General features: G+C 64.3%; 15 protein-coding genes. 8 read left to right on the plus strand and 7 right to left on the minus strand.

Going from position 1 to position 17,797, the window contains the following annotated elements:
• Window positions 1-102: 102 nt before the first annotated feature.
• The 7 genes from P6U25_RS03915 to P6U25_RS03945 form a co-directional block, all read right to left on the minus strand.
• Window positions 103-1,575, minus strand: coding sequence for an amidase (locus P6U25_RS03915; RefSeq protein WP_407150151.1), 1,473 nt, complete (start codon window positions 1,573-1,575; stop codon window positions 103-105).
• A 299-nt stretch (window positions 1,576-1,874) separates the two neighbouring features.
• Window positions 1,875-2,447 carry a CAP domain-containing protein gene (locus P6U25_RS03920; RefSeq protein ID WP_407150152.1) on the minus strand — a complete coding sequence of 191 codons (573 nt, stop codon included), beginning with the start codon at window positions 2,445-2,447 and terminating at the stop codon, window positions 1,875-1,877.
• Between the two features lie 158 nt (window positions 2,448-2,605).
• Window positions 2,606-3,133 (minus strand): cytochrome b, encoded by a 528-nt coding sequence (locus P6U25_RS03925; protein WP_407150153.1) that lies wholly within the window; start codon window positions 3,131-3,133, stop codon window positions 2,606-2,608.
• A gap of 37 nt (window positions 3,134-3,170) precedes the next feature.
• Complete coding sequence (mbfA, locus tag P6U25_RS03930) at window positions 3,171-4,142, minus strand: iron exporter MbfA (RefSeq protein ID WP_407150154.1); 972 nt, start codon at window positions 4,140-4,142, stop codon at window positions 3,171-3,173.
• 161 nt (window positions 4,143-4,303) lie between these two features.
• Window positions 4,304-5,467 (minus strand): alpha/beta fold hydrolase, encoded by a 1,164-nt coding sequence (locus P6U25_RS03935; protein ID WP_407150156.1) that lies wholly within the window; start codon window positions 5,465-5,467, stop codon window positions 4,304-4,306.
• Window positions 5,468-5,625: 158 nt separating this feature from the next.
• A complete protein-coding gene (locus P6U25_RS03940; RefSeq protein WP_407150157.1) occupies window positions 5,626-7,164 on the minus strand; it encodes an acyl-CoA synthetase in 1,539 nt (512 codons plus the stop codon).
• 189 nt (window positions 7,165-7,353) lie between these two features.
• Window positions 7,354-8,526 (minus strand): acetyl-CoA C-acetyltransferase, encoded by a 1,173-nt coding sequence (locus P6U25_RS03945; protein WP_407150158.1) that lies wholly within the window; start codon window positions 8,524-8,526, stop codon window positions 7,354-7,356.
• A 164-nt stretch (window positions 8,527-8,690) separates the two neighbouring features.
• Here P6U25_RS03945 and P6U25_RS03950 point away from each other — a divergent pair, with 164 nt between their 5' ends.
• From P6U25_RS03950 to P6U25_RS03985, 8 genes are all read left to right on the plus strand, one after another.
• Window positions 8,691-9,353: a TetR family transcriptional regulator gene (locus P6U25_RS03950; protein ID WP_407150159.1), complete on the plus strand. Its 663-nt coding sequence runs from the start codon at window positions 8,691-8,693 to the stop codon at window positions 9,351-9,353.
• A gap of 100 nt (window positions 9,354-9,453) precedes the next feature.
• Entirely contained in the window at window positions 9,454-10,212 is a 759-nt protein-coding gene (locus P6U25_RS03955; protein WP_407150160.1) for an SDR family NAD(P)-dependent oxidoreductase, read from the plus strand.
• Between the two features lie 155 nt (window positions 10,213-10,367).
• Window positions 10,368-11,174, plus strand: coding sequence for an enoyl-CoA hydratase/isomerase family protein (locus tag P6U25_RS03960; protein WP_407150161.1), 807 nt, complete (start codon window positions 10,368-10,370; stop codon window positions 11,172-11,174).
• Window positions 11,175-11,215: 41 nt separating this feature from the next.
• Window positions 11,216-13,087: an AMP-binding protein gene (locus P6U25_RS03965; protein WP_407150162.1), complete on the plus strand. Its 1,872-nt coding sequence runs from the start codon at window positions 11,216-11,218 to the stop codon at window positions 13,085-13,087.
• 117 nt (window positions 13,088-13,204) lie between these two features.
• On the plus strand, window positions 13,205-14,332 hold the full coding sequence (locus tag P6U25_RS03970) for an acyl-CoA dehydrogenase family protein (RefSeq protein WP_407150163.1): 1,128 nt from the start codon (window positions 13,205-13,207) through the stop codon (window positions 14,330-14,332).
• Window positions 14,333-14,451: 119 nt separating this feature from the next.
• A complete protein-coding gene (locus P6U25_RS03975) occupies window positions 14,452-15,699 on the plus strand; it encodes an acyl-CoA dehydrogenase (RefSeq protein ID WP_407150164.1) in 1,248 nt (415 codons plus the stop codon).
• Window positions 15,700-15,838: 139 nt separating this feature from the next.
• On the plus strand, window positions 15,839-17,083 hold the full coding sequence (locus P6U25_RS03980) for an acyl-CoA dehydrogenase (RefSeq protein ID WP_407150165.1): 1,245 nt from the start codon (window positions 15,839-15,841) through the stop codon (window positions 17,081-17,083).
• 2 nt (window positions 17,084-17,085) lie between these two features.
• The gene (locus tag P6U25_RS03985) at window positions 17,086-17,796 is read left to right on the plus strand and encodes a nitroreductase (protein ID WP_407150166.1); all 711 of its coding nucleotides are present in this window, start codon (window positions 17,086-17,088) and stop codon (window positions 17,794-17,796) included.
• Window position 17,797 lies beyond the last annotated feature (1 nt).

Genomic DNA, 17,797 nt, shown 5'->3' on the forward strand with positions numbered 1-17,797 from the left:
TTTCTCTCGGCCGAGCGAAGCGAAGCAATCCATCTCTCCGCTCGCTGAGGCATGGATTGCTTCGTCGCTTCGTTCCTCGCAATGACGTTCGTTCTTCGAAACCTAATCATCAAACATCTTCGGCGGCGCGAAGCCGCCGAATTCGCGCTCGATCAGTTCGGCGAGCTTCAGCGGCGTGCGGTCCTCCAGCCACGGGCCGACGATCTGCACGCCGATCGGCAAGCCGTCGGACGCGAAACCGGTCGGGATTGCAGTCGAGGGCAGACCGGGCAGGGTCGCGATCCCCGGCCAGGCGAGTTGGTCGGTGTAGATGTGCGGTTCGCCGTCGATCATGATCCGCCGCTGTTCCTGGTCGGGCGCGTGATCGTGCGGATAGGCCGGTGTCGGCATGATCGGGCAGATCACCGCGTCGAACGACTTGAACAGCTCGCGCCATTGCGCGCGCAGCCGCGAGCGGCCGGTCGTCGCCTGCACCCAGTCGCGATGGCTGAGCGCGATGCCGCGCAGCCGCTCGGCCTGCAGGCTGGTATCGCTGGCCGCCAGTGCCGCCGCCGCCGCGCAAGCGCCGGCATAAACGTCCGGCGGGAAGGTCGCCGCAAGGAACGACAGCAGCATCCGCATATAGAGCCGCGAGGACGCTGCGAAATCGGGCAGCAGCGGGCTCGATCGCGAGACCTTGGCGCCGGCCTTGTCGAGGTTGCTGGCGAGCTTGTCGATCATGCCGCGGATCGTCCGATCGGTCGGCAGCACCGGATCGGTGTCGATCACGAGAATACGAAAATCCTTCAGCGACGAATGCCGCGCCGCCGGCAACTCGAGGCGATAGGCCTTGCCGGCGTCGAGCGGATCGGGGCCGGCCATCACGTCGAGCAGCAGCGACAGGTCGGCCGCGCCGCGCGCCATCGGGCCGATCACCGCGAGGTCGCGCTCATAGATGATGGGCGGCGCCGGCGGCGCGGTGTGGCCGCGCGACGGCAGCAGACTGAAGGTCGGCTTGTGCGCATAGATGCCGCAGTGAAACGCCGGCACCCGCAGCGAGCCGCCGATGTCGGAGCCGAGCGACAGCGCGCCATAGCCTGCGGCCAGCGCCGCCGACGATCCGCCGGAGGAGCCGCCCGGCGTGCGGCCGAGATCGTAGGGGTTGTTGGTGGTGCCGTAGACGTCATTATAGCTCTGCCAGTCGGCGAGGTTGAGCGGCACGTTGGTCTTGCCGAGAATGACGCCGCCGGCATCTTTCACCCGCGTGATCGAGAGCGCGTCTTCGGCCGGCGTGAAATCCTTCTGGGCGGGGTTGCCCCAGGTCGTCGGCAATCCCGCGACATTGAAAGATTCCTTCACCGTCATCGGGATGCCGAGCAGCGGCCGGTGCTCGCCACGCGCGATCGCGGCGTCGGCGGCGCGGGCTGCGGCAAGGCCGCGCTCGAAATCGCGCACGCAAATCGCGCTGATCTTGCCGTCATGGCGTTCGATGCGGCCGATCGTGTCCTCGGCCAGTTCGACCGCTGACACTTGCTTTGCCTTCAGCGCCGCCGACAATTCGACGGCGGTCTTGAAACTCCATTGCGATTTGGCCACGGTGCGCTCCATTGTTCGGGCGTGATCATGCTCAGAATGGAGCAGCCGGGCAAGGCCGGCTTGATCGCAATTGCGCGGCCGACCTTGGGGGCATGCATTCACAAGGGTGCAGATTCGCCGTTTGGAGACTGTTCGTCTGTAGCGCTTAGGCGCCCCTTCACCAGCTCCAACGTCAACTCTGCGCCAGCAGCCGCCACTTCTCGCAAAATCGCGTTTCGATCCAACAATGCACGCTCAGCAAAAGTGCTAGGGCGCCGCAGTTGGGCCCTCGCTCAGCGCTTCCGCCGGACCGCTTCACCTCAGATGCAAAGGCCGAGCAACCTGATGTGGCAGCCGTTGGATTTCGGTCGGCCTGAGGAAGAGGCCTCGCGTTTCACAGCGACAAGAGGCTCCTTGTCTTTCTTGCCCTTGCTCTTGCCTTTGCCCGGCTTCGGCTCGTAGTCGCCTGCGATCACCATGGCCCAATAGGTGCGCTTGCCGCTGGCATCCTTGGCGCTCGCGACCCCGACGCGGGAGGCGTTGTGCAACAGGAGGTTCTTGCGGTGCCCGGACGAGTCGATCCACTGGCCGAGCGTTTTCTCAAAACTCTCGTAACCGTAGGCGATGTTCTCGGCAGCGCGCCCCGCTCGCGCAGGTGCGATCCGTCTGGCGAACGGACCGAGCACGTCATGACTGAGATCATCCTTCGCCGCCATGGCGTGCGCCTGCTCGAGCGCAATGCGGTCGAGAGTTGCATCACGTACGACGCGGACCTCGCCATGCTTAAGGCGGAAGCTCGAAATCAGTTCGGCCGGAGACTCGGTTGCCATTGCAGGCGCGGCTAGCAGCAGCAGAATGCCTGCGGTCACTCTCCCAACTGCACGACGTGTCATGGTCCCCCAGCCGTCCGTTGCTCACCAGCCAACGCGATACCCTGCCGCTTCTCCATCCGCAATATGGACGCTTCAAGGCGCGGCCCCTTGCTCGCCGCTGTCGAGGGCCTGGCAGACCCTGATCCGCCGTGCCCCCAATTGATTTGTGAGGAAACGCTCTAATTCGGGAGCATGCGCTGCATGATGCGATCGCGGTAGATCAGGAGATGCGCCAGCGCCGCAGCGACGTGGAGGCCGATCAGAACCAGCAGGGACCATTCCGCCACCTGGTGGAGGCCGTCGATCGCCTTGCCGGCCGCGGCATTGTCCGAGGCGAGCATCGGCAGCGGCACGATGTAGAACAACGACACTGACCAGCCCCGGAACGACGCGAACAGCCAGCCGGTGATGGTCGTCGCCAGCACCAGCAGATAAAGCATCCAATGTGCGACCTGCGCACCGATCCGCTGCCACGGCGGTAGCGACGGCTCGGCCGGAACCGGGTGGGTCAGCCGCCAGATCAGTCGCAGTACGATGAGAATAAGGATCAAGATGCCGAACGAGATGTGGAACGTCATCGCAGCACCTGGAGGCTGGCCGCGATGAATGTCCGGCATCAGCCAGCCGATCGGATACTGCACGGCCAACAGGCCCACGATCAGCCAGTGGAAGAGCTTTGCGGTGCTGTCGTAAGGCGAGCGGGTCATGGGTATTCTCGGAAGCATGAACGGATCGACGCCGATCCTACGCCGCCCCGATCAATATGCCGACGGCGAGCACGATCGCGCCGCCGAGCACGATCTGGAACACGGCCTGCAGGAACGGCGTGTCCATGTAGCGTGCGCGGATGAAGGCGATCGCCCACAGTTCGAAGAACACGACGATGCCGGCGATCACGGTCGCGATCCAGAATGCATTCGGCCAGGAATCGGGGACCAGATACGGAATCGTGTGGCCCAAGCCGCCGAGCGTCGTCATCAATCCGCAAGTGATTCCGCGCAGCCAGGGCGATCCGCGCCCGGTGAGCGAGCCGTCATCGGACAGCGCCTCCGCAAAGCCCATGCTGATGCCGGCGCCGATCGAGGCGGCAAGCCCGACCAGGAAGGTCTGGAAGTTGTGATGGGTGGCGAAGGCGGCGGCGAACAGCGGCGCCAATGTCGAGACCGAGCCGTCCATCAATCCGGCGAGACCCGGCTGCACATATTGCAGCACGAACATCCGTCGCCGTGTGCGATCTTCCTCCGCGCGCACCTCGGGCTTGAGGATATCGCCGGTGAGCTTGACCGCGAGCTTCTCGTGGCTCCTTTCTTCCTCGGCGAGATCGCCGAGCAGGCGACGCACCCCGACATCTTCGGCCTTTTCGGCGGCCTTGGCGTAGAAGCGCTCGGCCTCCAGCTCCATGGTCTCGACCTCCTTGCGGATGGTGTCGAGCGGCAGGTTCTTGGTGAGCCAGATCGGGCGGCGGCGCAGGAAGCCCTTGACGTCCTCGCGCCGGATCGGCGGCAGATGCGGGCCGAAGCGTTGCTCGTAGATTTCGAGCAATCGGTGGCGGTGGCCGCGCTCCTCCTCAGCCATCTCCTCGAAAATCTTCGCGGTATCGGGATATCGCTTGGCGAGATCCTCGGCGAACGTCATGTAGATGCGACTGTCCTCCTCCTCGGAGGCAATCGCGACCGCCAGCACCTCGCGCTCGGTCAAATCGGCGAAATTCTTCACAGCAACGCTCTGTCCAAGCAGTTTAGAATTAGAATAGTTCTAATCTATAGGAGGCTATCACCGCGGGGTCAAATGACGGCGATCGCCGCGGCTGAGCAGGTGCGCAACGGATGCGAGCCAGGAACACATGTCCGAACAATGAGATAAGCCGGCAGGCGCGGTTATCGTGCGGCGCCGGCTTCTCGCAGGAATGTGAGCAGCAGCCGGCTCACTTGCTCCGGCTGCTCCTGCTGCACCCAATGGCCGGCGCCGTCGACCAGATGGCAGCCGATCATGTTCGTGCAGGCTTTGGCTTGCATCGCCTCGAAGACGCCGGGCCGCTGATAGGTGCCCCAATCCTGCTTGCCCGAGATAAAGGCGGAGGGTTGGTCGATGGTACGTCCGCTCCAGGTCTGCAATTCCGGCACGAACGCGGCCGACGTGCCGCAGCGATACCATTGCAGCCCGCCCTGGAAGCCGGTGCGCTGATATTCGGCGCTGTAATAGCCGAGCTCATGATCCGGCAGCCATGTGTTGGCGGCGATCGCTTCATGTGAGGGCATTTCCTCGGCGACGGTCGCCGCCATGTCCTTGGCGAGATCCATCACGTAGTAGGTCGGCAGTTTGGCGAGCTCACCCGCCGACCAAGATTGCAGCGGAGTGGGTTTGTTGTCGGTCCAGTCCGCGCTCTTGTGGTGGTAATAAGCGCGCAGAAAGTCGTGCACGCCCTGCGGAGCGCAATGCATGTCGGCATTCGCCGCGCGCGTCGAGTAATACCATTGATAGTGCTTGCGCGGCCGCGGCAGCGCCGCCAGCTCGCGATGCACCGGGTCCTCGCCTGACGGCTGCGATGGCGCGTTCGCGGTGTTGAACGGCAGTGACGGCGGCCCGGCGAACGGCGCGCTCATCATCACGACCGCGCGGAACACATCGGGCCGGATCAGCGCGCACCATGCCGCGACCGAGGAGCCGAAATCGTGCCCGATCACCGCATCGACGTGCTTGTGGCCGAAGGCCGCGACCAGCCCCAGCGCATCGCGCACCAGATTGGGCAGGCGGAACGGGGCGAGATCACCGTCGTAATCGGGATTCCATCCCGTCGTGCGGCCATAGCCGCGCTGATCCGGCGCAATCACGTGATAGCCGGCCGCGGCGAGCGTCGGCATCACCTTGCGCCAGGAGAAGGCGAGCTCGGGAAAACCGTGCAGCAGCAACAGGCACGGCCGGCCCGGCGTCTCGAAGCCGGCCTCGAGCACGTGCATGCGAAGGCCGTTGATGCCGTCGACGTAGCGCGCACGGATCGTGGAGGGCAGCGGGACGTCGGGAAGATCGGTTGTCGTGTTCATTGCGCGCACACTCACCACGTCGTTCCGGCGAAGGCCGGGACCCAGCCACCGATGTCTATGTCATGCGAACCAGGGGCCGCAATCCCATTCATCTCGGGCAGCGGTGGTCATGGGTCCCGGCTTTCGCCAGGCTTTCGCCGGGACGACGATGGATGGAGTTACGCCTTCGGCTTCGGCCAATAGCGGTCGCGCAGATGCCGCTTCACCAATTTCCCGGTCGGCGTGCGCGGCAGCTCGGCCTCGAAGTCGATGCTCTTCGGGCACTTGATCGGCGACAGATGCGTGCGGCAGAACGCGATCAGCTCGGCCTCCAGCGCCTTGCCGGCTTTCGTCATGTCGTGAGGCTGCACCACCGCCTTGACCTCTTCGCCCATCTCCTCGTTGGGCACGCCGAACACCGCGACATCGGAAACGGCGGGGTGCGTGATCAGCACGTCCTCGGTCTCCTGCGGATAGATGTTCACGCCCCCGGAGATGATCATGTAGCTCTTGCGGTCGGTGAGATAGAGGAAGCCTTCCTCATCCAGGTAGCCGACGTCGCCAAGCGTCGACCAGCCCTTGGCGTTGTAGGCCTTCTTCGTCTTTTCGGGATCGTTGTGATAGGAGAACGCCGGCGCGTCGGCGAAATAGACCTGACCGATCTGGCCGGTCGGCGCCTCCTCGTCGTTCTCGTCCAAAATCTTGACCTTGCCGACCACGGCGCGGCCGACCGTGCCGCGATGCGTCAGCCATTGCTGCGAGGTCGAGACCGTGACGCCGTTGCCTTCAGAACCGGCGTAGTACTCGATCAGGATCGGTCCCCACCATTCGATCATCTTCGCCTTGACGTCGACCGGGCAGGGTGCAGCCGCATGGATCGCGCCTTTCAGCGACGAGACGTTGTAGCGCGCGCGCACCTCGTCAGGCAGCTTCAGCATGCGCACGAACATCGTCGGCACGAGCTGTGACTGCGTGACCTTGTACTTCTCGACCAGCTTCAGGAATTCCTCGGCGTCGAAATGCTCCATGATCACGGAGGTGCCGCCGAGCACGATCGCCATCATGTTGAAGCGCAAGGGAGCGGCATGATAGAGCGGCGCCGGCGACAGATAGATGCTGTCCGCATTCATGCCGCACATGTCGGCGGTGAGGATGCGCAGGAACGGGTTCGGTACGTCGATCCGGTTGCCCTCGAACTCCTTCTTGATGCCCTTCGGCCGCCCGGTGGTGCCGGACGAATAGAGCATGTCGTAGCCCGCGACCTCGTCCGCGATCGGTGTGGTCGGCTGCGCGGCCGCCTCCTTGTCGTAGGAGCGGAAACCCGGGGCCGGTTCGTCCATCATGTAGAACAGCGGTTCGCCCGGCTCGCCTTTGATCAGGCGCTTGACCTTGTCGGCGCATTGCGGCGTGGTGATGAAGACCTTGGCGCCGCAATCCCTGATGATGTAGGCGACCTCCTCCTCGGTCAGGTAGCGGCTGATCGCGGTGTAATAGAGCCCGCTCCGCTGCGCTGCCCAGCACAGCTCCATGAAGGCGAGGCGGTTTTCCATCAACAGCGCGATGTGGTCGCCGGCTTTCAGGCCGAGCGAGCGGAACAGATGCGCGCCCTGGTTCGAGAGCTCGTCGAGCTCGCGATAGGTGATCGCCTTCCCCGTCGCCGCCATCTGGTAGGCGATCTTGTCGGGCGTGGTGCGTGCGTGGACGGACGGATGTGTCACGGATGTTTCCTCAAACAAGGTGGTCGTCCCGGCGAAACCAGGGATCCATACCCACCGATCGTATTTGTTGAAATGAGCTGGGGCCTCAGCTCGCTATAACCACATCGACCTGTGATTATGGGTCCCGGCTCAAGGCCGGGACGACACTTTTTGTGTGGAGGCTCTTGCGGCCTCTCTTACGGACGCTTCTTACAGCCGTTCGACGATCGTGACGTTCGCCATGCCGCCGCCTTCGCACATGGTCTGTAGGCCGTAGCGCTTGTTGCGCTGCTTGAGGGCATGCAACAGCGTCGTCATCAGCTTGGTGCCGCTGCCGCCGAGCGGGTGGCCGAGCGCGATCGCGCCGCCGTTGACGTTGAGCCGGGCCGGATCGGCGCCGGTGGTCTTCAGCCATGCGGTCGGCACCGAGGCGAACGCCTCGTTGACCTCGAACAGGTCGATGTCGTCGATCTTCATGCCGGCCTTCTTCAACGCGCGTTCGGTCGCCGGCAGCGGCGCTTCCAGCATGATCACGGGATCGCCGCCCATCATGGTCATGTGGTGGATGCGCGCCATCGGCTTGACGCCGAGCGCCTTCAGGCCCTTCTCGTTGACGACCATCACGCCGGAGGCGCCGTCGCAGATCTGGCTGGCGCTGGCGGCCGTCAGCTTGCCGTTCTCGGCGATCAGCTTGACGCCTTTGATGCCCTCGAGGCTGGCGTCGAAGCGGATGCCTTCGTCAATATAATGAGTGTCGGTCGAGCCGTCGGCGCGGGTGATCTTGACCGGCACGATCTCGTCCTTGAAGTGGCCGGCCTGGGTCGCCGCGATCGCGCGCTGATGGCTGCCAAAGGAGTATTCGTCGAGCTCATCCTTCGACAGGCCGTACTTCTCCGCCATCATTTCCGCGCCGGTGAACTGGCTGAACACGATGTTCGGATACTTCGCCTCGATTCCCGGGCTCTTGTAGTGGCCGAAGCCGTTCTTGGCCGGCAGCGAGGAGGCGAGCCCCATCGGCACGCGGGTCATCGATTCCACGCCGGCGGCGATCACACAGTCCATGGTGCCAGACATCACCGCCTGCGCCGCGAAGTGCAGCGCCTGCTGCGAGGAGCCGCACTGGCGATCGATCGAGGTCGCGGGCACGCTCTCCGGCAGCTTCGAGGCCATCACCGCATTGCGCGCAATGTTGGTGGACTGCTCGCCGGTCTGCATCACGCAGCCCATGATGACATCCTCGATCTGCGCCGGGTCGGCGCCGGAGCGCTCGACCAGTGCGTCGAGCACGTTCGCGGCCAGATCGGCCGGATGCCAGCCGGCAAGGCGCCCTCCCTTGCGGCCGCCGGCGGTACGGGCGGCGGCGACGATATATGCCTCGGCCATGTCTGATCTCCCTGGTGTTCTGGATTGGACGTGTCTTGAAAGTCGGGCCGGATTTAAGGGGCGGTCCGGCATTTAGTCAATCAATCAATTAACTCTTGAGTGCAGCTCCGCCATGGGCTTATGTGCGGTCCCGACGTTCCGACCAGCCCAGGATCAGAGTGCCGTTGAATACCAGCGTACCGACGAAATTGCCGGCCGGCAAAAATGCCACCGCCGACAAGCTATTGGTCGCAGCCAGCGAGCTGATGATCGAGCGCGCCTCGATCGAGGTCTCGCTGTCCGACATTGCGCAGAAGTCGGGCGTCAATGCCGCGCTCGTCAAATATCATTTCGGCAACAAAGACGGGCTGTTGCTGGCGCTGCTGGCGCGCGACGCCGCGACGGAGATGTCCCAGCTCGAATACCTGCTGGCGCAGCCGATCACTCCGACCGCGAAGCTCCGCCTGCATATCGGCGGCATCATCCGCGCCTATCACCAGTTCCCCTATATGAACCGGCTGATCCACTATCTGCTGCACGAGAGCACGCCGCAGGCCGCCGACGAGGTGTCGAAGTTCTTCGTCGCGCCACTGCTCGAATTTCACCGCCGCTTGCTTGCCGAGGGCATCAAGGCCGGCGAATTCCGCAAGATCGATCCGGTGCTGTTCTACACCAGCCTGATCGGCGCTTGCGATCATCTGTTCTTCGGCCGCCACGCGATGTCGCGCGCGGTCGGCGTCGGTCCGGTCACCGACGAAGTCTGCCGCGACTACATCAAGCACATGGAAGCCTTGATCTTCGGCGGCGTGTTGGAACGGAAGGAAACGCGAATGGCGAGTGGCGAGTAGCGAATCGTCACGAACGGGCCAATGTCCCGTTCCCAATTCGCTACTCCCTATTCGCCATTCGCAAGTCTAGAGAAGAAACGCTCAAGGAAAGGTCGTTCTCATGCAGTTGAAAGACGTTGCTGTTCTCATCACCGGCGGCGGCTCCGGCCTCGGCGCCGCGACCGCCCGCGCCATGGCTGCGAAGGGCGCCAGGATCGGCGTGCTCGATCAGAATAAGGAGAATGCCGAGAAGGTCGCCGCCGAAGTGAAGGGCGTTGCGCTTCATGCCGACGTCACCAGCGAAGAGCAGATGAAGGCCGCGATCGCCAAGGCGGAGGCCGCGCACGGCGTTGCGCGTGTGCTGATGAACTGCGCCGGTATCGGCGGCTCGCAGCGCACCGTCGGCAAGGATGGTGTCTATCCGCTGGAGAAGTTCACCCGCATCATCAACGTCAACCTCATCGGCACTTTCAACGCGCTGCGTCTGTTCGCGGAGCGCGCGGCCACCGTCGAGACCATCGGCGAGGAACGCGGTGTCATCATCAACACCGCCTCGGTCGCGGCCTATGAGGGCCAGATCGGCCAGATCGCCTATTCGGCCTCGAAGGGTGGCATCGTCGGCCTCACGCTGCCGGCCGCGCGCGACCTCGCCAGCCTGAAGATCCGCGTCAACACCATCGCGCCCGGCATCTTCTTCACGCCGCTGCTGATGGGTCTCAACGAGGAAGCCCGCAAGAGCCTCGGCGCCCAGGTGCCGCATCCGGCCCGCCTCGGCGAACCCGCCGAATACGGCGCGCTCGCTGTCCACATCGTCGAGAACCCGATGCTCAACGGCGAAACCATCCGCCTCGACGGGGCCATCCGCATGGCGCCGCGGTAACACTCGATTGTCGTCCCCGCGAAAGCGGGGACCCATAGCCACAACCTTCTCCATTGAAGCGCGATGGGGCCCGAGCCTACTGCGACAACTCTCGCCGGTGGTTATGGGTCCCGGCTCGCGCTTCGCTTGGCCGGGACGACGGTGAGGAGAGTTGCGTGACTCAACCGCTGCTGATCGAACACCATGACGGAACAGATTGGGTCACGCTCAATCGTCCCGACAGCCTGAACGCGCTCGATCCCTCGCTGATCGACGCGCTCAATACTTACTTCCAGGGCCTGCAGCGCAACCGCGATACGCGCGTCGTCGTGCTCAAGGGCGCCGGCGCCAACTTCTGCGCAGGGCTCGACCTCAAGCATGCGATGGCTCGCCGCGGCGGACAGACAGAACCGCCCGGCGTCACCGAATCCCTGGACTCGCAGCGCCGCATTGCCGACATCGTGATGCTGATGCGGCGTTGCCCGCAGCCGATCATCGCGCTGGTGCAGGGCGCGGCCGCCGGCGGTGGCTTTGCGCTGGCGCTCGCCGCCGACATCCGCATCGCGGCAAAGGATGCGCGGATGAACTGCGCCTTCATCAAGCTCGGCTTAGGGGGCTGCGACATCGGCACCAGCTATTTCCTGCCGCGCCTCGTTGGCGTCTCCGTTGCCTCGGAGCTGATCCTCACCGGACGCTTCATCCACGCCGATCGCGCACTCGCGGTCGGCCTTGTGTCTGAAGTTGTCGAGGCCGGTGATCTCGACGCCGCCGCCAATCCCTACATTGATGCGATGATGACGGCCTCTCCGGTGGGCCTGCGGCTGTCGAAGGAATGCCTCAACATGAGCGTCGATGCCGGCTCGATCGAGGCCGTCATTGCAATGGAGGATCGCAACCAGGTGCTGTGCAGCCGCTCGGAAGATTTCCAGGAGGGCATCAGGGCCTTTCTCGCGAAACGAAAGCCTGTCTATATCAGGCGCTGAGAACAGATCCTTCAAAGGACAAGAATTCCGGGAGACGCAAAATGGATGGGAGTGCAGCGGCGATGCTGACGAAGCCCGCCTTTCGCACGGTGAACTGGCTGGCGCGAGACATCGCGGTCGAGCGACGCGACGACGGCACCGTCGTCCTGAAGTCGCGCATTCCGCTTCAGGCCTATGAAACGCACATTCCGGCCTATCTCGCCAAATGGGCGCACCAAGCGCCGGAGCGGATCTGGCTCGCGCAACGCGGCGGTCCCGACAGGCAGTGGCGCAAGGTGTCCTACGGCGAGGCCAAGCGCACCGTCGATGCGCTGACGCAAGGGCTGCTCGATCTCGGCCTCGATGAAGGCCGCCCGGTCGCGATCCTCTCAGGCAATTCGATCGAGCACGCCTTGATGACGCAGGCTGCGATGCAGGCGCGGCTACCGGCGGCGCCGGTCTCGCCGGCCTATTCGCTGATGAGCCAGGATCATCTCAAGCTCAAATATCTGTTCAACCTGATCAAGCCCGCCGTCGTGATGGTGCAGGACGGCCCAGCCTTCGAGAAGGCGCTGAGAGCGATCGATCTCACTGGCATCACGGTGATCTACGTCCTGCGTCCCTGCGACGGCATCGAGAGCGTCGCCTTTGCCGATCTCGCCGCGACACCGGTGACGGCTGATGTCGCGCGGTCGATTGCCAAGATCACGCCTCAGACCGTCGGCAAATTGCTGTTCACCTCGGGCTCGACAGGCATGCCCAAGGCCGTCATCAACACGCAGGAGATGATGTGCGCCAATGCGGCGATGATGATGCAGGTCCGTCCGCGCGAAGCCAATGGTCCGATTCCGACCATGCTCGACTGGATGCCGTGGAATCACACCATGGGCGGCAATGCCGCGTTCCATCCCATCCTCGTCGACGGCGGCACGCTCTATATCGACGACGGCCGGCCGATGCCCGGCCAGTTCGAGGAAACGCTCAGAAACCTGCGCGAGGTGTCACCGACCTATTACGCCAACGTGCCGGCCGGCTATGCCGCACTGGCGGCGGCGATGGAGAAGGACGACGCGTTGTGCCGCAGCTTCTTCAAGAACCTTTCGATCATGGCTTATGGCGGCGCGCGGCTGCCCGACGATCTCTACGACCGCATGCAGGCGCTCGCGGTGAAGACATCAGGCGAGCGCATCGTGTTCTACACCGGTTGGGGTTCGACTGAGACCGCGCCGACCTCGACCGGCACCTATTGGGACACCGAGCGCGTCGGCCTGATCGGCCTGCCTTTCCCCGGCGTCGAGCTGAAGATGGTGCCGTGCGGCTCGAAGTATGAATTGCGGCTGCGCGGCGTCAACGTCACGCCGGGCTACTTCGGTCAGCCCGAGCTCACGAAGAAGATGTTCGACGACGAGGGCTTCTACTGCATCGGGGATGCCGGCATGTTCGTCGATCCCGATGATCCATTGCAGGGCATCATCTTCGCCGGCCGCGTGGTCGAGGATTTCAAGCTGACGACCGGCACCTTCGTCCATGTCGGTTCGCTCCGCACCGACGCGATCGCGGCGGCGACGCCCGTGGTGCATGACGCGCTGGTCACCGGCCAGGATCGTCCGTTCATCGGCCTGCTGTGCTGGCCGAACCTGCACGCATGCCGCCAGATCGTCGGCAATGCGGATGCGACGTTCGAGGATGTGATCCGGCATCCCGAGGTGATCGCACGGCTCAAGGCCGGCCTGGAGGTGCATAATTCCTCGACCACCGGCAGCAGCATGCGCATCGCGCGCGCGATGCTGATGGCCGAGCCGCCGTCGATCGACGGCAATGAACTCACCGACAAAGGTTACATCAACCAGCGCGCCGGCCTCGAGCGCCGCGCCGCGCTGGTGGAGAAGCTTTATGCCGACAAGCCCGGCGACGAGGTGATCATTTTGAACTGACCGTAGGATGGGTAGAGCGCAGCGAAACCCATCATCTCCAACCAAGAAATTGATGGGTATCGCTTCGCTCCACCCATCCTAGGAAGCCAAGTAACAACAGCAACGCGGGTAAGCGCCATGAATTTCGATTTCTCCGACGAACAGAAGCAGATGCGCGACGAGGCGCGGAAGTACCTTTCCGAACAGTGCCCGCCCAAGGCCGTTCGCGAAGTGCTCGACGGCAAGGCTCCTTATGACAAGGCGCTGTGGAAGGGACTCGCCGAGATGGGCTTCCTCGGGGTCGCGATCCCGGAAAAATTCGGCGGCGCGGGTGCCGGCCATCTCGAGCTCTGCGTCATCGCCGAGGAAATGGGCCGTGCGCTGGCGCCGGTGCCGTTCTCGTCGACCGTTTATCTTGCGGCCGAAGCGATCCTGATCGCCGGCTCGGATGCGCAGAAGCAGAAGTGGCTGCCGAAGATCGCGAGCGGTGAGGCGATCGGCACGCTGGCGCTGTTCGAGGGCAAGGGCAATCCGTCGCCGAAGGCGATCAAGCTCACTGCCGGCGGCGGTGCGCTCAATGGCGTCAAGAAGCCGGTGCCCGACGGCGCGATCGCCGACTTTGCCGTGGTCGCCGCGCGCACCGGATCGAGCGGCCGCGACTCCGACATCTCGCTGTTCATCGTCGATCTCAAGGCCGGCGGCGTCGAGGTCAAGCCGCTGACCAATATCGACCCGACTCGCGGCCAGGCCGAGATCGCGTTCAAGGATGCCAAGGCCGAGCCGCTCGGTGCTGCCGGCGAGGGCTGGGGCGTCGTCACCCAGGTGCTCGATCGCGCTGCGGTGCTGATGGCATTCGAGCAAGTCGGCGGCGCCGACCGCGCGCTGGAGATGGGCCGCGACTACGCGCTCGACCGTATCGCCTTCGGCCGCCCGATCGGCTCGTTCCAGGCGGTCAAGCACATGCTCGCCGACATGTATGTCTCAGCGACGCTGGCGCGTTCCAACTGCTACTATGGCGCCTGGGCGCTCTCGACCAATGCCGGCGAGCTGCCGGAAGCCGCTGCCGCCGCGCGCATCAGCGCGACGCAGGCGTTCCAGCACTGCGCCAAGAACAACATCCAGGTCCACGGCGGCATGGGCTTCACCTGGGAGTTCGACTGCCACATGTACTATCGCCGCGCCAACGCGGTGGCGCTCGGCCTCGGCAGCCTGTCCTATTGGGAAGACGCGCTGATCGATCGCATGCGGAAGAAGAACGCGGCGTAACCCTTGGTGATGTGTAGGATGGGTAGAGCGCAGCGAAACCCATCATGACGCGGGTGGTCCAAGAGATGGGTTTCGCTTCGCTCTACCCATCCTACGGCGCCGGCGAAGGATGATAGACCATGAATTTCGACGACACCCCCCAGGAGGCCGCATTCCGCGCCGAGGCGAAAGCCTGGATCGCGGCCAATGCGCCGAAACAATATGAGGACGAGTTGCGCAAGGCCTCGCTCGGCCGTGTCCAGCTCAAGGGCGCCAACATCCTTGAAGTCGCCAAGGCCTGGCAGAAGAAGAAGGCGGATGCCGGCTGGGCCTGCCTGCATTGGCCCAAGGAATATGGCGGCCGTGGCGCCTCGCCGATTGAGCGCGTGATCTGGCAGCAGGAGGAGGGCGCATTCGGTCGCCTCAGCGCGATGTTCATCATCGGCCACGGCATGTGCGGCCCGACCATGATGGCGTTCGCCGGCGAGGAGCAGAAGCGCAAATATCTGCCGCCGCTCGCCTCCGGCGAGAAGATCTGGTGCCAGCTCTTCTCCGAGCCCGCCGGCGGCTCCGATGTCGCGGGCCTGCGCACCCGCGCCGAGAAGCAGGGCGACGAGTGGGTGATCAACGGCCAGAAGATCTGGACCTCTGGCGCACATTATTCCGACTACGGCATCCTGCTCACCCGCACCGATCCGACGGTGCCGAAGCACAAGGGCCTCACGATGTTCTTCCTGGACATGAAGAGCCCGGGCGTCGAGGTCAGGCCGATCAAGCAGGCGAGCGGGGCGTCGGACTTCAACGAGGTCTATTTCACCGACGTTCGCATTCCGGACTCGCAGCGGCTCGGCAATGTCAATGACGGCTGGAACGTGTCGCTGACCACGCTGATGAACGAGCGCATGTCGATCGGCGCGGGTGTCGCGACCGGCTTCCCCGAGTTGTTCGAATTCTGCAGCAGCCTGATGCTGGAGGATGGTCCGGCGATCGAGAACCGTGCGGTGCGCTCCAAGCTCGCGAACTGGGCAGTCAAAGCCAGCGGATTAAAATACACCAGCATGCGCGCGATCTCCGCGTTGTCGCGCGGCGAGCGTCCGGGACCGGAGAACTCGATCGGCAAGCTGGTCGCCGGCTCGATGATCCAGGATGTCGCGGCTTACGCGCTCGACCTGCAGGGCGCTGCCGGTGTGCTGAACGGGCCAGAGGATGCCGAGATCGCGGGCAAATTCCAGGCGATGCTGCTGCGTGCGCCCGGCACCCGTGTCGAGGGCGGCACCGACGAGATCATGCGCAACATCATCGCCGAGCGCGTGCTGGGCCTGCCTGGCGATATCAGGGTCGACAAGGACGTTCCCTTCAACAAGATCCCGACCAAGGGGAGAGCTTAGAGACCCTCATCCTGAGGAGCCGCGAAGCGGCGTCTCGAAGGACGAGGCCATAGTCGGGCCGCATGGTTCGAGACGGCGCAAGCGCCTCCTCACCATGAGGGGAGAGAGCGACACAAGGATTGAAAGCAAGAGGTTCGCCATGAATTTCGATGACACGCCGCAGGAAGCCGAATTCCGCAAGCTCGCCCGCAACTGGATCGCCGCCAACGCGCCGAAGGAGTTCGAGGAAGAGCTCTCGAAGTCGTCGCTCGGTCGCATCAAGCTCGCCAAGCACGACATGGTCGAGGTCGGCAAGGCCTGGCAGAAGAAGAAGTCCGAAGGCGGCTGGGCCTGCCTGCACTGGCCGAAGGAATATGGCGGCCGCGGCGCCACCCCGATCGAGCGCGTGATCTGGCAGCAGGAAGAGGGCGTGTACGGCAAGCTGACGCAGCCGTTCCAGATCGGCGAGGGCATGTGCGGCCCGACCGTGATGGCCTGGGGCTCTGAGGAGGCCAAGCGCCGCTACCTGCCGAAGCTCGCGTCCGGCGAAGAAATCTGGTGCCAACTGTTCTCCGAGCCGTCAGCCGGCTCCGACGTTGCCGGCCTTCGCACCCGCGCCGAGAAGAAAGGCGACAACTGGGTCGTCAACGGCCAGAAGATCTGGACCTCGGGCGCGCATTATTCCGACTACGGCCTCTTGATCGCGCGCACCGATCCGAACGTGCCGAAGCACAAGGGTCTCACCATGTTCTTCCTCGACATGAAGAGCCCGGGCGTCGAGGTCAGGCCGATCAAGCAGGCCAACGGCATGCAGGAGTTCAACGAGGTCTATTTCACCGACGTCGTGATTCCGGACAGCCAGCGGCTCGGGGCCGTCGGCGAAGGCTGGAGCGTGTCGCTGACCACGCTGATGAACGAGCGCATGTCGATCGGCGCGCGGCTTGCGACCGGCGTGCCTGAAATGTTCGAGTTCTGCTCCAACTTGATGCTGGAAGACGGCTTGGCGATCGACGATCCGGCGGTGCGCTCCAAGCTCGCAAGCTGGGCGGTGAAGGCGAGCGGGCTGAAATACACCAGCTACCGCGCGATCTCGGCGCTCTCGAAGGGCGAGCGGCCGGGACCGGAAAACTCCATCGGCAAGCTCGTCTCCGGCATGATGCTGCAGGATATCGCGACCTACGCGATGGATCTGGAAGGCGCGGCCGGCAGCCTCACCGGCGACAGCGAGGAAGTCGCGCGCGGCCAGTTCCAGCAGATGCTGCTGTCGTCGCCCTCGATGCGCATTGCGGGCGGCACCGACGAGATCCTGCGCAACATCATCGCCGAGCGCGTGCTCGGCCTGCCCGGCGACATCAGGGTCGACAAGGACGTGCCCTACAACAAGATCCCGACCAAGGGGCGTTGAGCATGGACGCCGCGACGAGGCCGCGTGACGCGACGGATGACCGCATCGGCGCGCTCGAGGAGCTGCTCAACGAGCGCTACTCGGTGCGCGCCTTCCTGCCGCGCGAGGTGCCGCGGGAGACGATCGAGCATGTGCTCAACGTGGCGCAGCGCACCGCGTCCTGGTGCAACAGCCAGCCCTGGCAGGTGCTGATCGTCTCTGGCGAGGCCAAGGAGCGGTTCCGCAAGGCGATCTATGCGGAGGCGTCACGCGGCCTCGGCGAGGACTACGATTTCACCCCGCCGCGCGAATATGTCGGGGTCTATCTGGAGCGCCGCCGCGAGAGTGGCTTCCAGCTCTACAACACGCTCGGTATCACGCGCGGCGACAAGGCGGCCTATGCCAAGCAGGCGCTGGAGAATTACAATTTCTTCGGCGCGCCGCATGTCGCGGTGATCCACAGCAACGAGCCGCTTGGCATCTATGGCGCGATCGACTGCGGCGGTTATGTCGCGAACTTTATGCTCGCGGCGCAGGCGCTCGGGCTCGGCACCATCCCGCAGGCGGCGCTGGCCCGTCACTCCGGCCTGATCCGCCGCCATTTCGGTCTGTCCGACGATCGCCGCGTGGTGTGCGGCATTTCGTTCGGTTATGCCGACCATGCTCACAAGGTGAATAGTTATCGCACCTCGCGCGCCGCCGTGGCCGACAGCGCGACGTTCGTGGACGAATAAG

Origin of the sequence: Bradyrhizobium sp. ORS 86 (assembly GCF_045571475.1) — a bacterium.
GTDB lineage: Bacteria > Pseudomonadota > Alphaproteobacteria > Rhizobiales > Xanthobacteraceae > Bradyrhizobium.

Bases quoted from the DNA above. Each gene is read 5' to 3' on its own strand.
- P6U25_RS03935 (WP_407150156.1), bottom strand. From the start codon at position 5,467: ATGAACACGACAACCGATCTTCCCGACGTCCCGCTGCCCTCCACGATC.
- P6U25_RS03970 (WP_407150163.1), top strand. From the start codon at position 13,205: ATGAATTTCGATTTCTCCGACGAACAGAAGCAGATGCGCGACGAGGCG.
- P6U25_RS03955 (WP_407150160.1), top strand. From the start codon at position 9,454: ATGCAGTTGAAAGACGTTGCTGTTCTCATCACCGGCGGCGGCTCCGGC.
- P6U25_RS03985 (WP_407150166.1), top strand. From the start codon at position 17,086: ATGGACGCCGCGACGAGGCCGCGTGACGCGACGGATGACCGCATCGGC.
- P6U25_RS03945 (WP_407150158.1), bottom strand. From the start codon at position 8,526: ATGGCCGAGGCATATATCGTCGCCGCCGCCCGTACCGCCGGCGGCCGC.
- P6U25_RS03980 (WP_407150165.1), top strand. From the start codon at position 15,839: ATGAATTTCGATGACACGCCGCAGGAAGCCGAATTCCGCAAGCTCGCC.
- P6U25_RS03975 (WP_407150164.1), top strand. From the start codon at position 14,452: ATGAATTTCGACGACACCCCCCAGGAGGCCGCATTCCGCGCCGAGGCG.
- P6U25_RS03925 (WP_407150153.1), bottom strand. From the start codon at position 3,133: ATGACCCGCTCGCCTTACGACAGCACCGCAAAGCTCTTCCACTGGCTG.
- P6U25_RS03920 (WP_407150152.1), bottom strand. From the start codon at position 2,447: ATGACACGTCGTGCAGTTGGGAGAGTGACCGCAGGCATTCTGCTGCTG.
- P6U25_RS03965 (WP_407150162.1), top strand. From the start codon at position 11,216: ATGGATGGGAGTGCAGCGGCGATGCTGACGAAGCCCGCCTTTCGCACG.